The 21975-nt window shown below is 35.4% G+C and carries 26 protein-coding genes; 24 read left to right on the top strand and 2 right to left on the bottom strand.

The window, feature by feature from the left end:
- Positions 1 to 45 precede the first annotated feature (45 nt).
- Genes rsmD through CLLU_RS02635 form a run of 3 tightly spaced genes read left to right on the top strand, consistent with a single transcriptional unit; the run spans position 46 to position 1651 of the window.
- A complete protein-coding gene (gene rsmD / locus CLLU_RS02645; protein WP_106008027.1) occupies positions 46 to 606 on the top strand; it encodes a 16S rRNA (guanine(966)-N(2))-methyltransferase RsmD in 561 nt (186 codons plus the stop codon).
- Between the two features lie 6 nt (positions 607 to 612).
- Positions 613 to 1116, top strand: coding sequence for a pantetheine-phosphate adenylyltransferase (coaD, locus tag CLLU_RS02640; RefSeq protein ID WP_106008026.1), 504 nt, complete (start codon positions 613 to 615; stop codon positions 1114 to 1116).
- A 10-nt stretch (positions 1117 to 1126) separates the two neighbouring features.
- Complete coding sequence (locus CLLU_RS02635) at positions 1127 to 1651, top strand: ATPase (protein WP_106008025.1); 525 nt, start codon at positions 1127 to 1129, stop codon at positions 1649 to 1651.
- Here the strand turns inward: CLLU_RS02635 and ylbJ are convergent.
- Together ylbJ and CLLU_RS02625 are read right to left on the bottom strand one after the other, a co-directional pair.
- Complete coding sequence (gene ylbJ, locus CLLU_RS02630; RefSeq protein ID WP_106008024.1) at positions 1634 to 2800, bottom strand: sporulation integral membrane protein YlbJ; 1167 nt, start codon at positions 2798 to 2800, stop codon at positions 1634 to 1636. The two genes, CLLU_RS02635 and ylbJ, sit on opposite strands and share 18 nt — an antisense overlap.
- 81 nt (positions 2801 to 2881) lie before the next feature.
- Entirely contained in the window at positions 2882 to 4114 is a 1233-nt protein-coding gene (locus CLLU_RS02625; RefSeq protein WP_106008023.1) for a nucleotidyltransferase, read from the bottom strand.
- A 172-nt stretch (positions 4115 to 4286) separates the two neighbouring features.
- On the opposite strand from CLLU_RS02625, the gene pta reads away from it, so the two are divergent.
- From pta to CLLU_RS02520, 21 genes are all read left to right on the top strand, one after another.
- Positions 4287 to 5282, top strand: a complete 996-nt coding sequence (gene pta, locus CLLU_RS02620) for a phosphate acetyltransferase (protein ID WP_106008022.1) — start codon at positions 4287 to 4289, stop codon at positions 5280 to 5282.
- Positions 5283 to 5368: 86 nt separating this feature from the next.
- A complete protein-coding gene (locus CLLU_RS02615; RefSeq protein ID WP_106008021.1) occupies positions 5369 to 6568 on the top strand; it encodes an acetate/propionate family kinase in 1200 nt (399 codons plus the stop codon).
- 71 nt (positions 6569 to 6639) lie between these two features.
- Positions 6640 to 7137, top strand: coding sequence for a YceD family protein (locus CLLU_RS02610; RefSeq protein WP_106008020.1), 498 nt, complete (start codon positions 6640 to 6642; stop codon positions 7135 to 7137).
- A 13-nt stretch (positions 7138 to 7150) separates the two neighbouring features.
- On the top strand, positions 7151 to 7333 hold the full coding sequence (gene rpmF, locus CLLU_RS02605; protein WP_106008019.1) for a 50S ribosomal protein L32: 183 nt from the start codon (positions 7151 to 7153) through the stop codon (positions 7331 to 7333).
- Positions 7334 to 7464: 131 nt separating this feature from the next.
- On the top strand, positions 7465 to 8484 hold the full coding sequence (gene plsX / locus CLLU_RS02600) for a phosphate acyltransferase PlsX (RefSeq protein ID WP_106008018.1): 1020 nt from the start codon (positions 7465 to 7467) through the stop codon (positions 8482 to 8484).
- A 79-nt stretch (positions 8485 to 8563) separates the two neighbouring features.
- Complete coding sequence (acpP, locus tag CLLU_RS02595) at positions 8564 to 8797, top strand: acyl carrier protein (RefSeq protein WP_106008017.1); 234 nt, start codon at positions 8564 to 8566, stop codon at positions 8795 to 8797.
- A 154-nt stretch (positions 8798 to 8951) separates the two neighbouring features.
- The gene (gene rnc / locus CLLU_RS02590; protein ID WP_106008016.1) at positions 8952 to 9665 is read left to right on the top strand and encodes a ribonuclease III; all 714 of its coding nucleotides are present in this window, start codon (positions 8952 to 8954) and stop codon (positions 9663 to 9665) included.
- A gap of 13 nt (positions 9666 to 9678) precedes the next feature.
- Positions 9679 to 10761 carry an elongator complex protein 3 gene (locus tag CLLU_RS02585; RefSeq protein WP_106008015.1) on the top strand — a complete coding sequence of 361 codons (1083 nt, stop codon included), beginning with the start codon at positions 9679 to 9681 and terminating at the stop codon, positions 10759 to 10761.
- A gap of 14 nt (positions 10762 to 10775) precedes the next feature.
- On the top strand, positions 10776 to 10871 hold the full coding sequence (locus CLLU_RS02580; RefSeq protein ID WP_106008014.1) for a DUF4044 domain-containing protein: 96 nt from the start codon (positions 10776 to 10778) through the stop codon (positions 10869 to 10871).
- Between the two features lie 15 nt (positions 10872 to 10886).
- Positions 10887 to 14450, top strand: a complete 3564-nt coding sequence (gene smc, locus CLLU_RS02575; RefSeq protein WP_106008013.1) for a chromosome segregation protein SMC — start codon at positions 10887 to 10889, stop codon at positions 14448 to 14450.
- A 46-nt stretch (positions 14451 to 14496) separates the two neighbouring features.
- The gene (ftsY, locus tag CLLU_RS02570; protein ID WP_106008012.1) at positions 14497 to 15408 is read left to right on the top strand and encodes a signal recognition particle-docking protein FtsY; all 912 of its coding nucleotides are present in this window, start codon (positions 14497 to 14499) and stop codon (positions 15406 to 15408) included.
- Between the two features lie 96 nt (positions 15409 to 15504).
- The gene (locus CLLU_RS02565; protein WP_106008120.1) at positions 15505 to 15840 is read left to right on the top strand and encodes a putative DNA-binding protein; all 336 of its coding nucleotides are present in this window, start codon (positions 15505 to 15507) and stop codon (positions 15838 to 15840) included.
- A gap of 15 nt (positions 15841 to 15855) precedes the next feature.
- Complete coding sequence (gene ffh, locus CLLU_RS02560) at positions 15856 to 17211, top strand: signal recognition particle protein (RefSeq protein WP_106008011.1); 1356 nt, start codon at positions 15856 to 15858, stop codon at positions 17209 to 17211.
- 60 nt (positions 17212 to 17271) lie between these two features.
- A complete protein-coding gene (rpsP, locus tag CLLU_RS02555; protein WP_106008010.1) occupies positions 17272 to 17529 on the top strand; it encodes a 30S ribosomal protein S16 in 258 nt (85 codons plus the stop codon).
- A 20-nt stretch (positions 17530 to 17549) separates the two neighbouring features.
- On the top strand, positions 17550 to 17777 hold the full coding sequence (locus CLLU_RS02550; protein WP_106008009.1) for a KH domain-containing protein: 228 nt from the start codon (positions 17550 to 17552) through the stop codon (positions 17775 to 17777).
- A gap of 202 nt (positions 17778 to 17979) precedes the next feature.
- Positions 17980 to 18468, top strand: coding sequence for a ribosome maturation factor RimM (rimM, locus tag CLLU_RS02545; protein WP_106008119.1), 489 nt, complete (start codon positions 17980 to 17982; stop codon positions 18466 to 18468).
- Positions 18459 to 19193: a tRNA (guanosine(37)-N1)-methyltransferase TrmD gene (trmD, locus tag CLLU_RS02540; RefSeq protein WP_106008008.1), complete on the top strand. Its 735-nt coding sequence runs from the start codon at positions 18459 to 18461 to the stop codon at positions 19191 to 19193. Before rimM ends, trmD begins: the two co-directional genes overlap by 10 nt.
- A 122-nt stretch (positions 19194 to 19315) precedes the next feature.
- A complete protein-coding gene (rplS, locus tag CLLU_RS02535; RefSeq protein ID WP_106008007.1) occupies positions 19316 to 19663 on the top strand; it encodes a 50S ribosomal protein L19 in 348 nt (115 codons plus the stop codon).
- 50 nt (positions 19664 to 19713) lie between these two features.
- On the top strand, positions 19714 to 20262 hold the full coding sequence (lepB, locus tag CLLU_RS02530; protein WP_106008006.1) for a signal peptidase I: 549 nt from the start codon (positions 19714 to 19716) through the stop codon (positions 20260 to 20262).
- Positions 20253 to 21095: a ribosome biogenesis GTPase YlqF gene (gene ylqF, locus CLLU_RS02525; protein WP_106008005.1), complete on the top strand. Its 843-nt coding sequence runs from the start codon at positions 20253 to 20255 to the stop codon at positions 21093 to 21095. The genes lepB and ylqF overlap by 10 nt, the downstream gene beginning before the upstream one ends.
- Positions 21096 to 21248: 153 nt before the next feature.
- On the top strand, positions 21249 to 21971 hold the full coding sequence (locus CLLU_RS02520; protein WP_242977462.1) for a ribonuclease HII: 723 nt from the start codon (positions 21249 to 21251) through the stop codon (positions 21969 to 21971).
- The last annotated feature ends 4 nt before the right edge of the window (positions 21972 to 21975 follow it).

Raw genomic sequence — 21975 nt, 5'->3', positions numbered from 1 at the left:
TTAAAATGTTAGCGTTCGGATAAAACAAAAATAGGAGGAAAATTTATGAGGATAATTTCAGGCGTTGCCAGAGGAAGAAAATTATTGTCACCCAATGGATATGATACTACAAGACCTACTTTGGATAGGGTAAAGGAATCAATGTTTGACATAATTCAGAGAAAAGTACCTGGTGCGGCTGTACTGGATGTGTTTGCTGGAACAGGTAGCCTTGGGCTTGAAGCCGTGAGCAGGGGGGCTAAAAAATGCTTTTTAGTTGACAGAGACAGTGATACATTTAGTTATCTTAAAAAAAATGTGGAAAATTTGAAATTTACTTCTATATGCAGAACTATAAATATGGATTCCTATAGAGCTCTTGAGGAATTGGGAATAAAAGAAGAGGTATTTGACGTAATATTTGTTGATCCTCCCTATAAAAAAAATATGATTCCACCTGCAGTGGAGATAATTGAAAGAAAAAATTTACTGTCTGCGGATGGGATCATAGTTGCCAAAATTGACACCAGTGAGAAAATATATGGGGGAACTGACAGTATAGTTTTGACGGAGCACAGGAAATACGGAAAGACCACCCTATGCTTTTATAAATACAAGGAGGATTAATTTGGTATGAATATAGCAATATGTCCGGGAAGTTTTGATCCTATAACAAATGGACATTTGGATATAATAAACAGATCGGCCAGAATATTTGATGAATTGATAGTGGGGGTGCTGGTTAATCCTGAAAAAAAAGGATTGTTCAGCATAGATGAAAGGGTTAAACTAATTAAAAAAGTTGTGAAAAATATGCCTAATGTGAAAGTTGCAAGCTTCAGTGGATTATTGATAGACTTTATGAAAGAGAGAAATATTAAGGTTATAGTTAAGGGACTTAGGGCTGTATCTGATTTTGAATATGAATTTCAGATGTCACTTATGAATAAAAAGCTGGATCCCAACATAGAAACTGTATTTATGATGGCCAGTGCTATGAATTCATTTTTAAGTTCTTCTTCAGTAAAACAGGTTGCTATGTTTGGAGGATGTATTGAGGGATTGGTTCCTGAAGAAATAATACCTGATATTACACAAAAAGTTAGTGAAATACATAAAAATTCTAATGAACCTTAGGGGGAAAATTATGGATGTTATTAAACTTTTAGAGTATCTTCAAGAAATTGTGAGTACTTCTGCCAGAGTTCCCATGACGGGAAAAATCATGGTAAATAAAAAGGAAATCGAAGAAACATTGAATAAGATAGTCAATTGTCTTCCTGGCGAACTTAAGAAGGCACAGTGGATAGTGGATGAAAAAGACAGAATTTTAACTGAAGCTGTACAAGAGGCTGACAACATAAAGAAAGAAAATTTAAATTTGCTTAGGAGGCAGATAGAAAATCATGATATTACAAAAGAGGCAAATATGAGAGCTCAGGAGATAATTTCATCTGCACAAAAAAATGCAAAGGCTATAAGGTTGGGAGCCAGGGATTATGCAGATGAAATGTTGAGTCAGCTGGACAGTGAAATAACAGATAAAAGTAATGAGTTCCTGACGAATTTGAAAGTGGAATTTCAGAAGATGTTAAATGATTTAGAGGGAAACATAGACTTAAAATCCAGTTCCATAAGAGCCAATATAAAGGAATTAAGGGATATGAAATAGCTTTGCTGTCCTAAATATCAGCCAGGGCAGTATAATTAGAACTAGAATGAGTAAAAATACACTGCTTGAATCTCCTGCAATTTTATAATAAGGTAAAAAGGCAGATGCTGATAATTTATTGAAGAATACATTGTAGATAGAAAAACTTAAAATAGAACATATGATTCCCTGAAAGATTTTGCCCAGAATGTATTTTTTCATGGATATTTTAAACCTGTAAGTAAATGAGTAAACCTGTGATATAATTGAAACCCCACTGAAGGTAAAGAGGAAGCTTACAATAATGATTTTTAAATTAAGTGAAGCAGTGGAAGAGGATATCAGATTGCATCCATTTGTCATCTCTATTATTCCAAGCAGGAATCCCTCTATTATATCACCGGGAAATGCAGTGAATTTTGAAATCCACTGTATTAGTGAACTAAATAGAAAATTATTTTTTAAAATATTATTTACCACGGAGAAGATAATTACAAATCCGCCTATGGACATGCAAGTTTTTATTGCATTTTCAATGCTGCTTTTTATTACTTTTCCAATATTTTCATTACTATACACATGATTTTTTTCAGGTCTGTTATCTATATATATTTTCTCAGGCTTAAGCAAAAAGCCCATTGCTATGCATGACAGCAAATTGGACAGAAGCAGTATGTATCCAAGAGTGGAGTTTTTAAACATGGATATGCCCACGGATCCCAATACAAAGAGAGGGCTGGCGTTAGAAGCTATGTTTAAGAGCCTTTCACAAGTGGGAAGATCTATCAATCTTCTTTCCAGTAGATCACAGGCATATTTTGCACCAAGAGGATATCCGCACAGCATGCTTATTATGAGTACAAAGCTGCAGTTAATTGGAAGTCTCAGGGGTTTGCATAAGAATCTCCCTATTAGCTTTGAATATATATATACTCCATCGTAGAATAAAATTATATTTGATACCACTAAAAATGAAAATAAAGATGGAAATACTTTATAGAAAAACAACATGGCACCACTTATCACGCCATCTATACATATTTTAGGTGATAATATAATCTGCCCTATTAAAATAGTACATATTATAGTAATCAGGATGTTTATATTCCTTATGGAAAAACATAAAATAAGCAGTATTATGAATATCAAAACATAAAATAAAACAATCACTGGTAGTTTACCTACTTTCTAAAAACTTTTGCCTAAGATACATATCTTAATAAATTATATTTATAAAGTAGGATGCTTATTCTAAATTTTATCCATTATAATCGGGCTTTTAGTGTAATCCTGATTAAAAGGTATATTTTTGTTTAAAAGGCTGTAGGCACTGGTAGCTGATATATCCAGTTTCAGAATCTGGTCTGTTATTTGAGGTATTTTTGTGTAAATAGGAAGAGAGGAATTTTTTTTCACTTCTCTGAGAATTTTTTTGCCTGTACTATTAAATCCCAGTACTCTGGCATAGGGACATGGATTTTTTCTTAAACTGCCTGTATCCAATTTTTCAAATCCCAAAAAGAATTGACATAATATTCTGCTTATCCTGCTGTAGGCATATCTTTTTGTCTTGGATGCCTCTACAATATCCTTATAAGAGCAATTATTTTTTATTGCATCGAATATCCTGTTTTCTATGCCTTCCGACACATCTGGAAGATATTTAAAATTTCCTTTATAGAAAAAGTATTTATATTTCAAATAGGGTACCAGAGAATCCTCAAAAGTGAAATTGTATCCTGAATCCTGTAATTTTTTTAAAATAGAAAATACACTGGGAGGTAAATTATTTTCCAGATCATCAAAATTACCTTCATTTTTTATAAAATTTCGGATAGAGGATGCACTGGAAAAGTTATTTTTCATTTCCAGGCTGTTATAAGAACTTCCAATTCTTTTTATACAGAGAGGGATAATACTGCTCTTCAGTTTTAATAGGCTCTTACAGTATTCTATTGCTAGAATGTTGTTGGGAGAAGACAGTATTTTTCTCAGATCATAGTCCTTGAACTCAGAATTGTCATTATGGTGGAAAAATTCCATCAATGCATTGCTTCTGGCATGAGGATAGGACAAACCTTCAGATAAATTCTTTTTTAAATTGATTTTAAATTCATAGGGCTCCTGACACAATATACTGCCTATTGATTCTAAAAGTTGAATATTGCCGCATTCACTTCCAAAACACAGTTTTTTTACCACACCTAGATTTTCCAGAAGACTTACAGCGCCAAATGCAAAAAATTCTGCGGAAGATAAACTGTAGAGTACGGGAATTTCCAGAACCAGATCCACTCCATTTTGAAGTGCCATGTATGTTTTGGTCCACTTGTCTATGATAGATGGAGCTCCCCTTTGGACAAAATTTCCACTGACAGCTGCGATTACTCCACTGCATCCTGTCATGGATTTCATTTTTTCAATATGGTATCTGTGTCCATTGTGAAATGGATTGTATTCTGCTATTATTCCTGCTATATTCATTGAAGTTTCCTTTCTGTTATAGTATCATTAATTGAGTGATATAAATCATTATACCAATATATTATAATCCATTAAGTTGAATTTTGCATGAATATATGTTGAAAAATGCAGTAAAAAAGGATTATATTATAGGTGTGTATAATCCATACTAATTTTGAAAGGAGAAATAAACATGAAATTAATGGAACAAATCTGGAATTTGGCCAGATCAAACAAGAAAAAAATTGTGTTGGCAGAAGGTGAAGAAGAGAGAACTCTTAAAGCCTGCGAAAAAATAATCAGCAATAAAATTGCAGATATAGTTTTGGTAGGTGATGAAAATATTATAAGAGAAAAAGCATCGAAATTGGGAGTGAATTTAAATGGAGCTGAGATTGAGAATCCACAGACTTCAGCTAAACTTTCAACTTATGCCAATGAGTTCTATGAACTCAGAAAAAAGAAGGGAATTACCCCTGAAAAAGCTGATAAAATTGTAAGGGATCCCATATATTTTGCCACGATGATGGTTAAACTGGGAGATGTAGATGGACTTGTTTCAGGAGCAGTACACACTACAGGAGATCTTTTAAGACCCGGCCTTCAGATAGTGAAAACTGCACCGGGAGTTTCTGTGGTTTCCAGTACATTCTTAATGGAAGTGCCAAATTGTGATTATGGTGACAAAGGTGTGCTGCTGTTTGCAGATTGTGCGGTAAATCCATTGCCGGATGAAAATCAATTGGCTTCTATTGCAATAAGTACTGCCGAAACTGCCAAAAAATTATGTGGAATTGATCCTAAAGTTGCCATGTTGTCATTTTCCACTAAGGGCAGTGCAAAACATGATTTGGTAGATAAGGTGGTAAATGCCACTAAGATAGCTCAGAAGGCAAGACCTGATTTGAAAATAGATGGAGAGCTGCAGCTGGATGCATCTATAGTGGAAAGTGTTGCAAGCTTAAAGGCTCCAGGCAGTGATGTAGCAGGAAAAGCCAATGTACTTGTTTTCCCGGATCTTCAGGCAGGGAATATAGGATATAAACTTGTACAGAGATTTGCCAAGGCTCAGGCTATAGGCCCTATATCTCAAGGATTTGCAAAGCCAATAAACGATTTATCAAGAGGATGCAGTTTTGATGACATAGTAAATGTAGTGGCAGTTACTGCAGTTCAAGCGCAGGGATAAAAGATACCTCATACCTATCTGTAAAACAAATAGTATGATGATTTTAATATAAAAAGAAATTTGATTATAATAGGAGGAAGTTAGGAATGAAGATATTAGTAGTGAACTGTGGAAGTTCATCCTTAAAATATCAGCTTATAAACATGGAAGATGAAAGTGTCCTGGCTAAAGGACTTGTTGAGAGAATTGGAATAGAAGGATCCGTCCTGACTCACAAGGTAAACGGCGAAAAGCATGTTATAGAGCAGCCTATGGAGGATCATAAAGTTGCTGTGAAATTGGTTCTCGATGCTCTTGTAGATAAAAAATATGGTGTAATAGAGGATATGTCAGAGATATCCGCAGTAGGACATAGAGTTGTTCACGGCGGTGAAAAATATGCAGGTTCAGTATTTATAGATAAAGATGTTATGAAAGCCCTTGAAGATTGTATACCACTGGCACCATTACATAATCCACCTAATATAATAGGAATAAATGCCTGCAGAGAATTGATGCCGGATACACCGATGGTAGGAGTATTTGATACAGCATTTCATCAGACGATGCCTAAATACTCTTATATATATCCTCTCCCTTATGAGTTGTATGAGAAATATAAAATCAGGAAATATGGATTCCACGGTACTTCCCATAGATTCGTATCTGCCGAAACTGCTAAATTGATGGGCAAAAATATAGAAGATATCAAGATGATAACATGTCATTTGGGGAATGGAGCCAGCATATGTGCAGTGGATAAAGGAAAGTCAGTGGACACCAGTATGGGATTCACACCTCTTGCAGGACTTGCCATGGGAACCAGATGCGGAGACATAGATCCTGCTGTAATACCATTTTTGATGAATACAACAGGTATGTCCATAAAAGATGTGGATGTTTTGATGAATAAAAAATCGGGAATACTTGGAGTATCGGGAGTGAGCAGTGATTTCAGAGATGTGGAAAGTGCAGCCAATTCAGGAAATGAAAGGGCAAAGCTGGCTTTGGATCTGTATTATCACAGGGTTAAATCCTTTATAGGAGCTTATACTGCGGTTTTAAATGGTGTAGATGCAATAGTATTTACAGCAGGACTTGGAGAAAATTCAGCTACCAGCAGAGCTGCTATATGCGATGGACTTGGCTATCTTGGAATTAAAATAGATCCTGAAAAAAATAACATAAGAGGAGAAGCACTGGAGATAAGTGCACCTGACTCAAAGGTCAGGATATTTGTAGTTCCTACAAACGAGGAGCTTATGATAGCTAGAGATACAAAAGATATAGTTGAGAACCTTAAGTAGAAGATAAAAACTTGACTTTTAATACTCATCTCTATATAATAAATTGTGGCTAATGTATAGAGGTGAGTATTATGGAATTAAATATATCGGAATTATTGGATGAAAATATATTTTTAAAAGAACTCGAGCTTAAAGTAAAAGATGAGGGGTTCTACTATGGCGGTGAATACATAAAATTATTGCAGCCTATGAATTTCAACGGAACTTTAAGCAAAGCGGGAGATATTTTTGAATTGAAGGGAAGGCTTCACTCTTTACTCCAGCTCACTTGTTCCAGATGTTCTGAAAAGTTTCCATATGCTGTAGACATACCAATTGCCGAAAGATTCACCAATAGCTCAAATGGAGATGAGGAGCTCATCTTTATAGATGGTGATATCATAGATATTACGGAAATATTGGAAAATAATATTATATTGAGTTTACCAATTAAAAGACTCTGCAGGGAAGACTGCAGGGGTTTATGTCAAAAATGCGGTACTAATTTGAATTATTCTGAGTGCCATTGCAAAGATGACGATATTGATCCAAGATTGGCGAAACTAAAGGATATGTTTTTTACTGATTAAGGAGGTGTTTACTTTGGGAAATCCAGCCAGAAAATTCTCTAAGGCAAGAAGAGACTCGAGAAGAGCACAGACTTTTAAGTTGAGTTTACCTGATTTAGTTGAGTGTCCTCAGTGTCACGAAATGAAACTCGCTCATAGAGTCTGCAAAAATTGCGGATATTACAAAGGTAAGGAAGTTATCTCAACGGGAAATTAATAAAAGAAAGTCATATGGCTTTCTTTTTTTGCATGAGCAATTTCTAGATAACGCACAATTTACAATGAACAATGTATAAATAATGAAAATTTTCAGTTAAGGCTGAAAATTGAATGGAAAGGAGGAAAAATATGATAATTGCTGTAGACGGCATGGGAGGGGATCTTGCACCTTCAGCTGTAGTGGAGGGTACGGTGGAGGCTGTTAGGGAAAAAGCCGTGAATGTAATAATAACCGGAAGAGAAGGGCAAATTAAAGAGGAATTATCCAAATATGATTATCCCAAAGATAGAATAAGTATTTTAGATGCCCCGGAGATCATAACTACTGAAGAATCTCCTGTCATGGCAGTGAGGAAAAAGAAAAATTCAAGTTTGGTAAAGGCATTGACTCTTGTAAGGGAAAATAAAGCAGATGCAGTTGTATCTGCGGGGAGTACAGGAGCATTTATGGCAGGTGCTACTTTGATTGTGGGCAGAATCAAAGGTGTTGACAGAGTAGCCCTGGCACCTGTTATACCAGGTAAGAATGGAAATTTTATGATTATAGATGCAGGGGCCAATGTGGATTGTAAACCTCAATATCTATTGCAGTTTTCCCTTATGGGGAAAATATACCTGGAGAATGTTTTAAAGAAGAAAAATCCTTCCATAGGTCTGGTGAACATAGGTGTTGAGGAGGAAAAGGGAAATGAGCTGACTAAAAGTGCATATAAACTGCTTAAAAATGTGGATTTCAATTTTGTGGGAAATGTGGAACCAAGAGATATTCCGGCAGGAGATGTAGATATACTGGTCTGCGATGGAATGATTGGAAATACTGTTTTGAAAATGTATGAGGGTGTGGCACTGAATTTGTTTGAAATGTTAAAAGAGGAAATTATGAAATCCTTTAGAACAAAATTAGGAGGAATTATTTTAAAATCAGCTTTTAGAGAAATAAAAAATAAGATGGATTATTCTGAATATGGGGGATCTGCTTTTCTGGGAGCCAGAGGCATTTGTGTAAAGGCTCACGGAAGTTCGAATGGAAAAGCATTTAAGAATGCGGTGAAGAGGGCAGTGGACTGCTATGACAATAAAATCATAGATAAAATAAGATCTGAAATAGAAAAAATCCCTCAGATGGAAAGTGATAGTATAAAGAAATAAAATTTACTGGTATTTATTGTTGACGGCGTATAAGTTATGTAATATTATTTATGTATGAAAATTTTTTGGAGGTGAAATTATGGTTTTTGAAAAAATACAAAAAATAATATCTGAACAATTGGGTATAGATTCACAGGAAATAAGTTTGGAATCATCTTTTGTTGACGATTTAGGTGCTGATTCCCTTGATATAGTCGAATTAATAATGGCTCTGGAAACGGAGTTTGATTTGGAAATACCCGATGAAGAAGCTGAAAAGGTAAAAACAGTGGGAGATGTAGTTGAGTACATAAAAGCTCATACTGAAGAATAAAATAATAATTTAAAGTCCCGTTTATTAATACGGGGCTTTAAATTTAAAAATTGATTATTGTATCAATGAATAAAGTGAATTTATTCTTGAATTTACTTTTATAGAAAATGATCTGCTGTAAATTGAAGAATAGAGTTCAAAAGGAGAAATTTGAATGGGCGAGAAAGTAAGTTATGTTGAGGATGTAGAAAAAAAGCTGAATGTGTGTTTTAAAGATAAGGAATTGATTAAAATAGCATTGACTCATAGTTCCTATGCCAATGGAAGAAAAAATATAAAATTTAATGAGAGACTGGAATTTTTGGGAGATTCCGTATTACAGCTCTGTATATCAGAATACCTGTTTACAATGTACAAAAACAAGCCTGAAGGAGAGCTTACTAAAAAGAGGGCTCTCATAGTTTGTGAAAATTCTCTCTACGAAATAGCAAAAAAATGGGAACTGGGTAAATATATAAAGATGAGCAGAGGAGAAGAACTCACTGGAGGAAGAGAGAGAACATCCATACTGGCGGATTGTGTAGAAGCTATTATTGCAGCGGTTCATGTGGACTGTGGTTATGAAAAAGCCAGAGAATTTATTATATACAATTTTAAAGATGTGATACAAAGAGCCATGGAAAACAGAATAGTATCGGACTATAAAACCAGGCTTCAGGAAATACTGCAGAAAGATGGAGATGTTTCCATAGAATATGTGCTTATAAAATATGATGGACCTCCACATAGAAGAAAATTCTATACTGAGGTCTGTATAGATAAAAATATTTTAGGTACTGGCACGGGATATAGTAAAAAGGAATCGGAACAGGATGCAGCGCACAATGCCTTGAGTAAATTGAGTTTCAGGGCTGAAAACAGAGTATAGAGAGGTAGTATTTATGAAAGGCAGGCATTATATAATACCTATATTTGTGCCCAATGAGGGTTGTCCACATAACTGTGTTTTTTGCAATCAGAGTATTATCACCGGAAATGAACAAAAAGTTGATGCTGATTTTGTCAGAAGGACCGTGGAGGAATATTTAAAAACAATAAAGAGAGAAAATTCTACAGTGGAAGTTTCCTTCTTTGGGGGAACCTTTACCGCAATTCCTCTGGGCAGGCAGAAGGAACTTCTAAAAATAGCTAAAGAATACAAGAATAGAGGAGATATAGATTATATACGTCTTTCCACCAGACCGGATTATATAGATGAAAATATACTGGATAATTTAAAGAATTATTCCGTGGATATAATAGAACTCGGTATACAATCTCTGGACAGGGAAGTCCTTATAAAATCCGGCAGAGGACATTCTTTTGAGGATGCTGAAAAGGCTTCTTTCCTGATAAAGAAATATGGATTTGTGCTGGGACATCAGATAATGCTGGGACTGCCCCGGGACAGCTTTCAAAAAGACATAAAAACTGTAAAAGAGTCCATAGGGATGGGACCTGACATATACAGATTATATCCTGCACTTGTGATAAGAGAAACGGCTATGGAGATCATGTATAAAAAAGGAATATACAGGCCTTATTCCCTGTCTGAGGCAGTGGACATATGTAAAATCCTGTACTGCATTTTAAGGGCAAAAGGCGTAAAGGTAATAAGAATTGGGCTTCAGCCTACAGAGGAGATAAATACTGGAGCAGATGTAGTGGCAGGACCGTTCCATCCTGCTTTTAGAGAATTGGTGGAGGGGAGTATTTATAACAGTATTGTAGAAAAAATCATACCAGATTTCCAAAAAGGTGACATAACTGTAAAGATAAATTACAGGGATCTTTCCAAACTGTATGCAGACAGAAAAAGATATTTTAATGACATGAAAAATAAATTTAGTCATTGCCGTGTAAAAGTGCTGCAGAGTGAAAGTGTTGACAGAGGCACCTTGTGTATAGATGGCAGAAATTTGCATGAAATCATATCAATAGATGACTATATGAGAGATGAGTGTTTAAGCAGGAACTTAGTATAAAGGAGAGTGATATTATGAAGAAACAGACCAGAGATAAGATGACCAAGGCCCTTGTGATTTTTGTAATACTTATATTTGTAATAGGATTACTGCCAATGTTTTTCAGATAAGGAGTGTCTATAAATATGTTTTTAAAGACTATTGGTATAAGAGGATTTAAATCCTTTGCAGACAAGACGGAATTGGTATTTACCGAGGGAATTACATCTATTGTAGGACCAAATGGAAGTGGAAAGAGCAATATCTCAGATGCGGTTAAATGGGTGCTTGGCGAGCAGAGTATAAAAAATTTGAGAGGAGGAAAAATGGAAGATGTGATTTTTGCCGGGACTCAATTTAGAAAACCGGTGGGCTTGTGTCAGGTTTCTCTTACTCTAGACAATATGGACAGAAAGCTTCCCATAGATTATTCCGATGTAACTATTTCCAGAAGGCTGTATAGATCTGGAGAAAGCGAATACTATATAAATAATACCCAGTGCAGGCTGAAGGACATAAATGAGCTCTTTATGGACACAGGTATAGGGAGAGAAGGTTATTCCATAATAGGGCAGGGAAATGTAGAATCCATTATAAATGGAAGACCTGAGGATAGAAGAAACATTTTGGAGGAAGCAGCGGGAATAGTTAAGTTCAGGTGGAGAAAGGAAGAAGCGGAAAAAAAACTTGAAAATACCCATATGAATTTGTTGAGAATAGGAGATATTTTGGAAAGCTATGAGACAAGGCTTGGACCTCTTCAGGCTGAAATGGAAAAGGCAAATGAATTTTTAAAATTATCCGGGAAACTTAAGGAAATGAGAATAAATGTACTGCTTCATTCCATTGAAAAGCTGGAAGGTAAAATATGCAGCATAAAAAAGTCTGCAGATCAGATTCAATTGGATACTGGAGAATTAAATGAACAATTTGCCAGGTTAAAGTCCAGGGCAAGTCAGTGGAATGAAGAAATGGAGAGTATTCAAGCAAAAAATTCCGATTATAGAAAGAGCTACTATGACAACAGAGAGTGTGTTCAAAGAATAAATAGTGAAATAAAGCTTTTACAGCAGCAGATGGAAAATATAAAGCAGGTTATAGAGAAGAATACTGTGGAACTAAATGAACTGGATAAAAAAAGAGAGAAAAGTTTACAGCAGAAGGAAGCACAGCATCACAGCATTTCTAAATTGGAACTGGCTAAAAAGAATATAGACGAGAAACTGTCAGAGTATGAAAGAGCTGCAAAGAGCACAGGAGAAAAAATAGAAGAAAGAGAAAATTATTATAAAAGTCTTAAAGAGGATGAAATAGAATATTTAAGAAGCATTTCCAATATAAAAAACAATATGGCTTCAATTAAAAAGGATATAGAGGATATGGGTGAGAAAGCTGCTGGTATGAAAGCTTCCTGTGAAAGCTACAGCCATTCCATTAAAATAAATTGCAATACCAGGGACAGCATGCTTCTGAAGATGTCGGAAATGAAAGGTGCTGTAGAAAAATACGGACACAGAATTGATGAAAATAAAAGTGAAGTTTTAAAGTTGAAGGGTCTCCTTCTATCCCGGGAGAAAAAATTAAAGGAATTGACTTCAGTACATAATAGATTAGAGGCAAACCGCACCATGCTCATAAGTCTGGAGGAGCATTACGAAGGTTATAACAGGGCGGTTAGATCTCTTATGGAGGAAATAAAAAAGGGTAAGCTGCACATTGATCAAAGTGAATGCTTTGTAGTAGGTGAAGTTATAACCCTGGAGAAAAAATTTGAGATCTGCATAGAAGTGGCTTTGGGAAGCGCCATATCCAATATAATAACCAAAGATGAAATTATGGCCAAATCCCTTATAAAATATCTTAAGGACAATAAAATGGGCAGAGCTACTTTTCTACCACTTACCTTGATCAAAGGAAGAAAAATACTGGATAAATATAAATTCCAAAATATAAAGGGATATATAGGCATTGCCAGTGATCTTCTAAAATGTGAAGAGCGTTTTAAAAATATAATGGAATACATATTGGGCAGAACAATAGTGTGCAGCGATATGGACAGTGCCCTTGAAATAGCTAAATGCAGCGGATACAGATTTAAAATAGTTACTCTCCTAGGTGATGTAGTTAACCCGGGAGGATCTCTTACAGGAGGAAGTCTGCAGAGGAGAAACAGTAATATAATAGGGCGTAAGAGGGAAATAAATGAACTCTCCTCCAGAATAAAAGATACAGGCGTCAAAATAGAGGATGTAACTCAGAATATAGGTGATTGTAAAAAAGTCATGGAGAAAAAAAATGAAGAGGTTCTGGATCTAAAAGATAAAATTTATATTCAAAATATAGAATTGACCAAAGTACAGGGCGAGATAAATGCCATAGAAAATGAGAACTCAAAATTGTTGGAAAATATAAGAGTATCCAACAGAGAAGTAGGTATGATTTCTAAGAATAGGGAATCCAGCTTAAATAAATTGCAAAAAGAAAAGAATAATTTGAAAACACTTTACGAAAAGCAAAATGAAAACAACAAGTGTATTTTACAGATGGAAGAAGAGCTGAAAAATAAAAGGGGAGATATTGAAGATACAAAAGAGAAGCTCACTCAACTGCGTATAAAAATGGCACAGATCGATGAGGGTATTTCGGTGAAATACCGGGAGCTTAAGAGACTGACGGGCGAAATAGAGGAATTGAACTTAAAAAAATCCCGTATAGACACTGATATGAAAAATTATGAGAAAGATGTGTGCCAATGTGAATTGAAAATAAATTCCAACTTCAGGACTGTAGAGGAGTCAAAATCAAAAATATCAAAATTACAGGAATATATAGAGGAAAATGATAAAAAGATTATAAAACTAAAGGGTGATATAAAAGATTGTAATGAAAAATCCGGGGATTTAGCTCTTGTAATAAATAAAAAAGAGCAGGGACTCCATAAAATGCAGATATCTCTGACTAAATTATCTGCAGAAAAGGAAAATATGCATTTGAAACTGAAGGAGGATATGGAACTCACCCATGAAGCTGCTTTGAAGTATAAAAAGGAGATAGACAATTTAAATAAATACAATGAAGAAATATTGAATTTGAAGAAAAGTATTTCCGATCTTGGAACAGTTAATTTGGGTGCTATAGAAGAATATGAACAGTTGAAAGAAAAAAATACATTTTTAACCTCACAAAAGGAAGATCTGGTAAAGTCAAAGAATGAACTGGAAAATGTAATAGATATGGTGACAAGAAAGATGAGAATACTTTTTAAAGAAAATTTTAGCAAATTGAGGGAGAATTTCAATTCCATCTTTAAAGAATTGTTCAACGGTGGAAGTGCAGATTTGACACTTGTAAACGGAGATGAACTCACTGCAAATATAGATATAACAGTTCAGCCTCCAGGTAAAAAACTGCAGAATATAAATCTTTTATCAGGGGGTGAAAAGGGGCTCTCTGCTATAGCACTGTTGTTCGCTATACTGAAGATTAAACCAACTCCCTTTTGCATACTGGATGAGATAGAAGCTGCACTGGATGATGCGAATGTGGCAAGATATGCTAAATTTCTCAAAAAGTTTTCTGAGAATACCCAGTTCATCATCATAACCCATAGAAAAGGAACTATGGAAATGAGCGATGTGATGTACGGGGTTACCATGGAAGAAAAGGGGATTTCAAAAATAGTTTCCGTAGATTTAAAGGAAATCTCTTGAAGATGTACGTTCAATAACAAATATAAAATGGGAAAGGTAGATAAAAATGTTTAAGGAATTTTTTGACAAGCTGAAAAATGGTCTTGAAAAAACCAAAAATAATTTGACTGGAAAAATAACGGATATGTTAAGCCAGGCCGTCACCATTGATGAAGAACTCTATGATCAGCTGGAGGAGATACTTATAACTGCAGATATAGGTGTGGAAACCACTATGTATATCATAGACAGATTGAAAGAGAAGATTAAAGAGGACAAAATAAAGGATCCCGCCCTGTTAAAGGATTCTTTAAAGGAGATTGTAATAGAGATATTGGGAGATGAGGAGAACAGCATAGTACCTGAAAAAACTCCGGAAATAATTTTGGTAATAGGAGTAAATGGTGTGGGAAAGACCACTTCAATAGGAAAGATTTGCTACAAGCTGAAGGACAGGGGATATAAGGTTATTATGGCTGCAGCAGATACTTTTAGGGCGGCAGCTATAGATCAGCTGGAGGTGTGGAGTGAAAGGGCTGGTGTTGAAATAATAAAGCACCAGGAAGGCTCCGATCCGGCTGCGGTCATATTTGATGCCATTCAGGCATCAAAGGCCAGAAAAAAAGATGTACTCATATGTGATACGGCAGGAAGACTTCACAATAAAAAAAATTTGATGAATGAACTTGGAAAAATAAATAAAGTAATAGAAAGAGAGTATGGAGAAGCTTTTAAACAGACTTTTCTTGTATTGGATGCGACTACAGGACAAAATGCAGTCCAGCAGGCAAAGCAGTTCAAGGAAGTGTGCCCTGTAGACGGTATAATACTTACAAAGCTGGATGGCACTGCCAAAGGGGGAATAGTAATATCTATAAAGCACAGCTTGAATATACCGGTAAAATTAATAGGAGTGGGCGAGGGTATTGATGATCTGCAGGAATTCAAAAGCAGAGACTTTGTAGATGCACTGTTTTAAAATCTGTTAAGTAAAAATACTTGACATAGCTTATTAATTTTGATATCATGGTTGAGGATTAAATCTGTGATTTTACTGAATAAAGAAGAGGATATTATGGAAGAGAGAATACAGATTTCAATATTACTTGATATATACGGTGAACTTTTGACGGAAAAGCAGAAGAATGTAATGGAGTTTTACTACGATGATGATTTGTCTTTGAGTGAGATAGCGGAACATACAAATACAAGCCGGCAGGCGGTATATGACATCATAAAAAGATGTCACAGGCTTTTGCTGCAATATGAAGATAAACTTCATGTACTTCAGGATAGAAAGAGTTTGGAAAAAAATAAAAAATCCATTTTAGAATTTTTGGATTCCCTTCAATGCAGTGAATATGAAGAGGTTTTAAATAAAATAAAAAATTATGTAAGGTTGAATATTTAATTTAGGAGGATTAGCATGGCTTTTGAAGGATTGGCATCTAAGCTCCAAGAAACATTGAAAAAGCTTAGAGGAAAAGGTAAACTTTCTGAAAAAGATATAAAGGATGCTATGAGAGAAGTAAAGCTGGCACTTCTAGAAGCAGATGTTAATTACAAGGTGGTAAAAAATTTTGTTAAGAGTACCAGCGAAAAATGTCTGGGAGAAGAAGTACTGAAAAGCTTGACTCCGGGGCAGCAGGTAATAAAGATAGTCAATGAAGAACTTACTGACTTGATGGGAAATAGTCAGAGCTCAATTGAATATGATTCCAATGGACTCACTATAATAATGTTAGTGGGGCTGCAGGGTGCAGGTAAGACCACCATGTGCGGCAAGCTGGCACTGCAGCTTAGAAAAAAGAATAAAAATCCGATTTTGGTAGCCTGTGACATATATAGACCAGCTGCAATAAAACAGCTTCAGGTGGTTGGAAAAGAGATAAATATTCCTGTTTTCTCCATGGGAGATAAAAAAGCTGCAGTGGATATATGTAAGGGAGCTGTGGAGTATGCCAGGGGTAATGATTTTAATGTACTCATAATAGATACAGCAGGCAGACTTCAAATAGATGAAAAATTGATGGATGAGTTGAGTCAGATAAAAGAAGGGGTAAATCCCAATGAAATACTGCTGGTAGTGGATGCCATGACGGGTCAGGATGCAGTTAATGTAGCTTCAAGTTTTGATGAAAAACTGAATATAAGCGGAGTTATACTCACGAAATTGGATGGAGATACAAGAGGCGGAGCTGCTCTTTCCATAAGATCCATGACCGGGAAACCGATAAAATTTGTGGGTGTTGGGGAAAAAATGAGTGATTTTGAAATCTTTTATCCTGACAGGATGGCTTCAAGAATACTGGGTATGGGGGATGTACTTTCTCTAATAGAAAAAGCCCAGCAGTCCATTGACAAGGAAGAAGCCGAAAAGTTGGGAAGCAGGATGCTCACCAAGGAATTCAATTTTGAAGATTTTTTGTCCATGATGCAGCAGGCCAAAAAATTGGGACCTTTGAGTAAACTTATCGAAATGGTACCTGGAGCAAATACCAAGGCATTACAGGGAATTGACTTTTCAAAGGGAGAAAAAGAACTGGTGAAAATTGAAGCTATAATCAATTCCATGACTTTAGAGGAGCGTAGAAACCCTCCTGTTGTAAGTGCTTCTTCCTCAAGAAAGAAGAGAATAGCTAAGGGATCCGGTACTACAATACAGATGGTCAATAAACTTTTAAAGGATTTTGCAAGAATGAAAAAGATGATGAAGCAATTCAGCGGCAGTGGAATGAAAAAAGGTTTTAAGAAGGGACCATTTGGGAATCTCCCTTTTTAGATAGATATATATAAAGTGTACATTTTAGAGGATTTTTTACATTATAAGGAGGTGATATAAATGGCTTTAAAGATAAGATTGAGAAGAATGGGTGCAAAGAAGGCTCCATTTTATAGAATAGTTGTAGCAGATTCAAGATTTCCGAGGGATGGAAGATTTATAGAGGAGATAGGATATTATAATCCTACTACTGATCCAAATACTGTGAATTTTGATGAGGAAAAAGCTGTTAAATGGATAAAAAATGGTGCTCAGCCAACAGAAGTAGTCAAGAAGATCTTTGACAAATCCGGATTAAAGGATAAACTTGGTAAGTAGTTAACTGGGGGTGTAGTTAAGTGAAAGAACTAGTAGAGATCATTGCTAAATCGTTAGTAGATAACCCAGATATGGTTCAAGTAAATGAAATTGTAGGTGAGCAATCTATAATTCTTGAATTAAAAGTTGCACAAGAGGATATGGGAAAGGTAATAGGCAAACAGGGAAGGATAGCGAAGGCTATAAGAACTGTGGTAAAAGCAGCAGCTATAAAGGAAAATAAAAGAGTTGTTGTGGAGATAATATAAGAGTTAGATATCTAGCTCTTATATTTACATTAAATAGTGGCAGAGCTTAAGCTTCAAACTAAATCTCGGATTAAATTATATGTTATTTGAAATTACATCATAGTGAAAAAGAGGTGAATAAATAAATTCTGCATATTGCAGCTGCTATATTAAAAGGTGAATTGCAGTGCAACTTGATTTTGGATATGCAGAATATTATTCTATGAAGGAATTTATAACTGTAGGGGAAATAATAAATACCCATGGAATAAAAGGAGAATTAAAAGTATATCCGCTTACCGATGATCTTAAAAGGTTCAATTTACTGAAGCTGGTATATATAGATGGAATATCAAAAAAGGTACTCCAGTGTAAACTCCAATCCAATAGGGTAATAATTAGAATTGAAGGAGTGAATTCCATAGAAGAAGCTCTTCATTATAAGGGAAAGTATCTGGAAGTACCCCGGGCAGATGCAGTAAAGCTAAAAAAGGGCTCTTATTTTATTGCGGATATAATAGGGTGTTCTGTAGTAGATGAAGAGGGAGTATTTTATGGTAAGGTGGGAGACGTACTCCATACTCACAGTAATGATGTGTACTGGATAAAGGGGAAAAATGAACTGCTTATTCCAGCTATAAAAGATGTGGTATTGAATATAGATATTGAAAAACAAGAGATAGTTATAAAGCCGGTGAAGACATGGATGTAAAAATAGACATACTTACTCTTTTTCCTGAGATGTTTGATGTATTTAATTATAGTATAATAGGAAGAGCACTTAAAAATAATATCTTGACCATAAACACCTTCAATATAAGGGATTTTACTGAGGATAAACATAGAAAAGTGGATGACTATCCTTATGGCGGTGGAGCCGGAATGATAATGTCTGCACAGCCTATTGTGGACTGTATAAAGAAGGTAAAAGCCAACAACAGTGGGAATGTAATATACCTGGGGCCCAGAGGAAAGACCTTTGATCAGTCTACTGCAAAAAGGCTTTCCAAGGAAAAAGAACTGATATTTTTATGCGGGCATTATGAAGGAATAGATGAAAGAGTATATAAATACATAGATATGGAAATATCTATTGGTGATTTTGTGGTAACTGGCGGAGAGATGGCATGTATTCCTATTGTAGACAGTATATGCAGAATGATTCCCAATGTATTGTCCAGCAGTGAGAGTTATACGGAAGAGTCCTTTTACAATGGACTGCTTGAATATCCACAGTATACCAGACCAGAATATTTTCGGGGAGATGGTGTGCCCGAAATTCTTCTATCCGGTCACCATGAAAATATAAGAAAATGGAAGAGAGCAAAATCCCTCGTAATGACTAGAGATAAAAGACCGGATTTATTTGAGAAGATTTCATTATCAGAAGAGGACAAAGAACTTATGGAGTCCTGTGAGAAAAATGATAAATATTAATTATGTGTTGAAAATAGAATATAGATGTGTTAAAATTTGTTTGTGCTGCACGAACGTTCCGCTGTCTGCAAATTGAGTGTGCTGGATAAGAACGTTTAATAATTATTAGGAGGTAATGCGCAGTGTTGGATATAATAAAACAAATAGAGTCTGAACAGATAAAGAAAGATTTACCAGCTTTTAATGTAGGAGATACGGTAAAGGTTCACGTAAAGATCAAAGAGGGAAACAGGGAAAGAATACAGATATTTGAAGGTGTGGTTTTAAAAAGGCAAAATGGTGGAATAAGGGAGACATTTACAGTTAGAAGAGTTGCCTATGGTGTAGGAGTTGAAAGGACATTTCCGGTAAATTCTCCTATAATAGATAAAATACAGATAGTGAGAAAAGGTAAAGTTAGAAGAGCAAAATTATACTACTTAAGAAATAGAGTAGGTAAAGCAGCTAAAGTAAAAGAAATATTAGGATAAAAGGGGCTTTATAAAGTCCCTTTTTTAAATATTAAGGTGGTGTGGAACTTTTGGTAAAAGAACTGATAGAAATAGGCAAGTCCATATTGATAGCCATTATAGCGGCATTTTTAATTATTACCTTTGTATTCGAAACTGTAAATGTGGATGGACATTCCATGGATCCTACTTTGAATAATGGAGACAGGTTAATTGTGGAAAAGGTGAGTTATTATTTCAGAGCTCCCAGGGCCGGTGATATAGTGGTAATAAAATATCCTGCCAATCCCAAGGAAAAATTTATCAAGAGGGTGATAGGAGTTGGAGGGGACAGAATAAAGATTGAAGATGGAAAACTCTATGTAAATGGAGCAGTAAAGAAAGAGCCCTATATACTGGAAACCATGACAGGAGATTTTGACGAGGTTACAGTACCTCAAAATACGGTATTTGTAATGGGAGATAACAGAAATAACAGCAGAGACAGCAGATTTCCCGATGTGGGATTTGTAAGTTATAAGATGGTAGTTGGAAGAGCTGCCTTCAGGATATATCCTTTTAGCAGAGCGGGAAAATTAAGCGCATTTCAAAATTGGAAAGGAAGATCTATATGGCTATAAATTGGTTCCCCGGACATATGGCCAGAACTAAAAGAGAGATAAAGGAAAATCTAAAACTGGTGGATGCAGTTATAGAGATGAGAGATGCCAGAATAATAAGATCCAGCAAAAATCCGGATATAGATGATATCTGCGGTTCCAAGCCCAGGATAATACTTTTAAATAAAAGTGATCTGGGAGAAGAGAATGTAACAAGAGCCTGGATAAAATACCTTTCAAAAGAAAATATAAAGGTGTTATCTGTAAACTGCAGCAGGGGTTTGGGCTTGAAAAATATAAAAATTCTATTGAACCAGCTTCTGGAAGAAAAACATAACAGAATGAAGAAGAAAGGTATTTCCAAAATAGTTGACAGAGCCATGGTAGTTGGCATCCCCAATGTGGGAAAGTCTTCCCTTATAAACAAGCTGGCTAAAAATAAAATAGCTAAAGTAGGAGATAAACCTGGAGTTACTAAAAACAAACAATGGATTAAAACCAAATTAGGCATAGAACTTATGGATACTCCGGGAATACTGTGGCCGAAACTTGAAAGTGAAGAGACTAGACTCAATTTGGCTTATACTGGAGCAATAAAAGATGAGATTGTGGATATAGAGGAGCTGGCATTAAATCTTGTAAATTTTTTAGGCCGATATTATCCAGACAGGATAAAGAGCAGATATAAGCTGGAAGGGTTAAGTGAAGAACCTCTGGAAAACATTCAAAATATAGCTAGAAAAAGAGGGGCTATAATCTCTGGAGGCGAAGTGGATTATAATAGAGTATCTGTATTGCTTTTAGATGAATTCAGAGGAGGAAAACTAGGACCTATATCTCTGGAAAGACCTTAGATGATTTTGAAAGGTGCATTTTATATGATGAAAGATAAAAATAATATGGAAATGGATAATTTTGCATGGAGTAAATTAGCCATTTATAGATCTCGGGAAATAAAAGATGAAGTGGACTGTTTGAAAAAAAATTATTCCAATTTGAAAAAAGATATGCTTCTTAAAATACTGGACAGTCTAAGAGCTGACAGCAGAAAGAATGTAAGGAATCTGGCTGCGAATTTTCATAATTTTATAGAGAACAGAAAAAGTGAAATAGAAAGAATTAAAGCTATGTATTCCTTTGACAAGAAATTTGGCAATTATGTTTATACTGCAGGGGTGGATGAAGTTGGAAGAGGACCTCTGGCAGGACCTATAGCTGCTGCGGCAGTGATATTGAATCTGAATTGCAGGGAAGATGGAGAACTTATTCTGGGGATAAAGGATTCAAAAAAGCTTTCTCCAAAACGAAGGTGTGAACTTTCGGAAGCAATAAAGCACAAAGCTCTAGGGTATAATATCTCAGTTATAAACAATACTGAAATTGATAAAAGAGGAATTGCCTGGTGTAATAATGAAGTTTTAAAAAGAGCTGTAGAAGGACTGAAATTGCCTGTGGATATGGTTTTATCCGATGGATACCCCATAAAACATTTATTTGGCAATAATGAATTTATAATAAAAGGAGATGCCAAAAGTGCAAGCATAGCGGCAGCCTCTATTGTAGCAAAGGTATATAGAGACAGCCTTATGAAAGAGTATTCCCACATATATGCTGAATATGGCTTTCAGCATAATTCAGGGTATGGAACTAAAGAGCACATAGAAGCCATTAAAAAATATGGAGTTTGTAAGATACATAGAATGAGTTTTTTGAAAAATATAATAATGTGAGTAC

Origin of the sequence: Clostridium luticellarii, from assembly GCF_002995845.1 — a bacterium.
GTDB classification, from domain to species: Bacteria; Bacillota; Clostridia; order Clostridiales; family Clostridiaceae; genus Clostridium_B; species Clostridium_B luticellarii.
The sequence above is the reverse complement of the archived record's forward strand: the minus strand, read 5'-3'. Positions and strand labels throughout refer to the sequence as shown.

Excerpts from the sequence above, each read along its gene's own strand:
- ftsY (WP_106008012.1), top strand. The coding sequence starts at position 14,497 with ATGTTTAAGGAATTTTTTGACAAGCTGAAAAATGGTCTTGAAAAAACC.
- ffh (WP_106008011.1), top strand. The coding sequence starts at position 15,856 with ATGGCTTTTGAAGGATTGGCATCTAAGCTCCAAGAAACATTGAAAAAG.
- coaD (WP_106008026.1), top strand. The coding sequence starts at position 613 with ATGAATATAGCAATATGTCCGGGAAGTTTTGATCCTATAACAAATGGA.
- trmD (WP_106008008.1), top strand. The coding sequence starts at position 18,459 with ATGGATGTAAAAATAGACATACTTACTCTTTTTCCTGAGATGTTTGAT.
- CLLU_RS02520 (WP_242977462.1), top strand. The coding sequence starts at position 21,249 with ATGCTTCTTAAAATACTGGACAGTCTAAGAGCTGACAGCAGAAAGAAT.
- rsmD (WP_106008027.1), top strand. The coding sequence starts at position 46 with ATGAGGATAATTTCAGGCGTTGCCAGAGGAAGAAAATTATTGTCACCC.
- pta (WP_106008022.1), top strand. The coding sequence starts at position 4,287 with ATGAAATTAATGGAACAAATCTGGAATTTGGCCAGATCAAACAAGAAA.
- CLLU_RS02565 (WP_106008120.1), top strand. The coding sequence starts at position 15,505 with ATGGAAGAGAGAATACAGATTTCAATATTACTTGATATATACGGTGAA.
- plsX (WP_106008018.1), top strand. The coding sequence starts at position 7,465 with ATGATAATTGCTGTAGACGGCATGGGAGGGGATCTTGCACCTTCAGCT.
- acpP (WP_106008017.1), top strand. The coding sequence starts at position 8,564 with ATGGTTTTTGAAAAAATACAAAAAATAATATCTGAACAATTGGGTATA.
- rpsP (WP_106008010.1), top strand. The coding sequence starts at position 17,272 with ATGGCTTTAAAGATAAGATTGAGAAGAATGGGTGCAAAGAAGGCTCCA.
- CLLU_RS02585 (WP_106008015.1), top strand. The coding sequence starts at position 9,679 with ATGAAAGGCAGGCATTATATAATACCTATATTTGTGCCCAATGAGGGT.
- CLLU_RS02635 (WP_106008025.1), top strand. The coding sequence starts at position 1,127 with ATGGATGTTATTAAACTTTTAGAGTATCTTCAAGAAATTGTGAGTACT.
- ylqF (WP_106008005.1), top strand. The coding sequence starts at position 20,253 with ATGGCTATAAATTGGTTCCCCGGACATATGGCCAGAACTAAAAGAGAG.
- rnc (WP_106008016.1), top strand. The coding sequence starts at position 8,952 with ATGGGCGAGAAAGTAAGTTATGTTGAGGATGTAGAAAAAAAGCTGAAT.
- CLLU_RS02625 (WP_106008023.1), bottom strand. The coding sequence starts at position 4,114 with ATGAATATAGCAGGAATAATAGCAGAATACAATCCATTTCACAATGGA.
- smc (WP_106008013.1), top strand. The coding sequence starts at position 10,887 with ATGTTTTTAAAGACTATTGGTATAAGAGGATTTAAATCCTTTGCAGAC.
- rimM (WP_106008119.1), top strand. The coding sequence starts at position 17,980 with ATGAAGGAATTTATAACTGTAGGGGAAATAATAAATACCCATGGAATA.
- CLLU_RS02580 (WP_106008014.1), top strand. The coding sequence starts at position 10,776 with ATGAAGAAACAGACCAGAGATAAGATGACCAAGGCCCTTGTGATTTTT.
- CLLU_RS02615 (WP_106008021.1), top strand. The coding sequence starts at position 5,369 with ATGAAGATATTAGTAGTGAACTGTGGAAGTTCATCCTTAAAATATCAG.
- CLLU_RS02610 (WP_106008020.1), top strand. The coding sequence starts at position 6,640 with ATGGAATTAAATATATCGGAATTATTGGATGAAAATATATTTTTAAAA.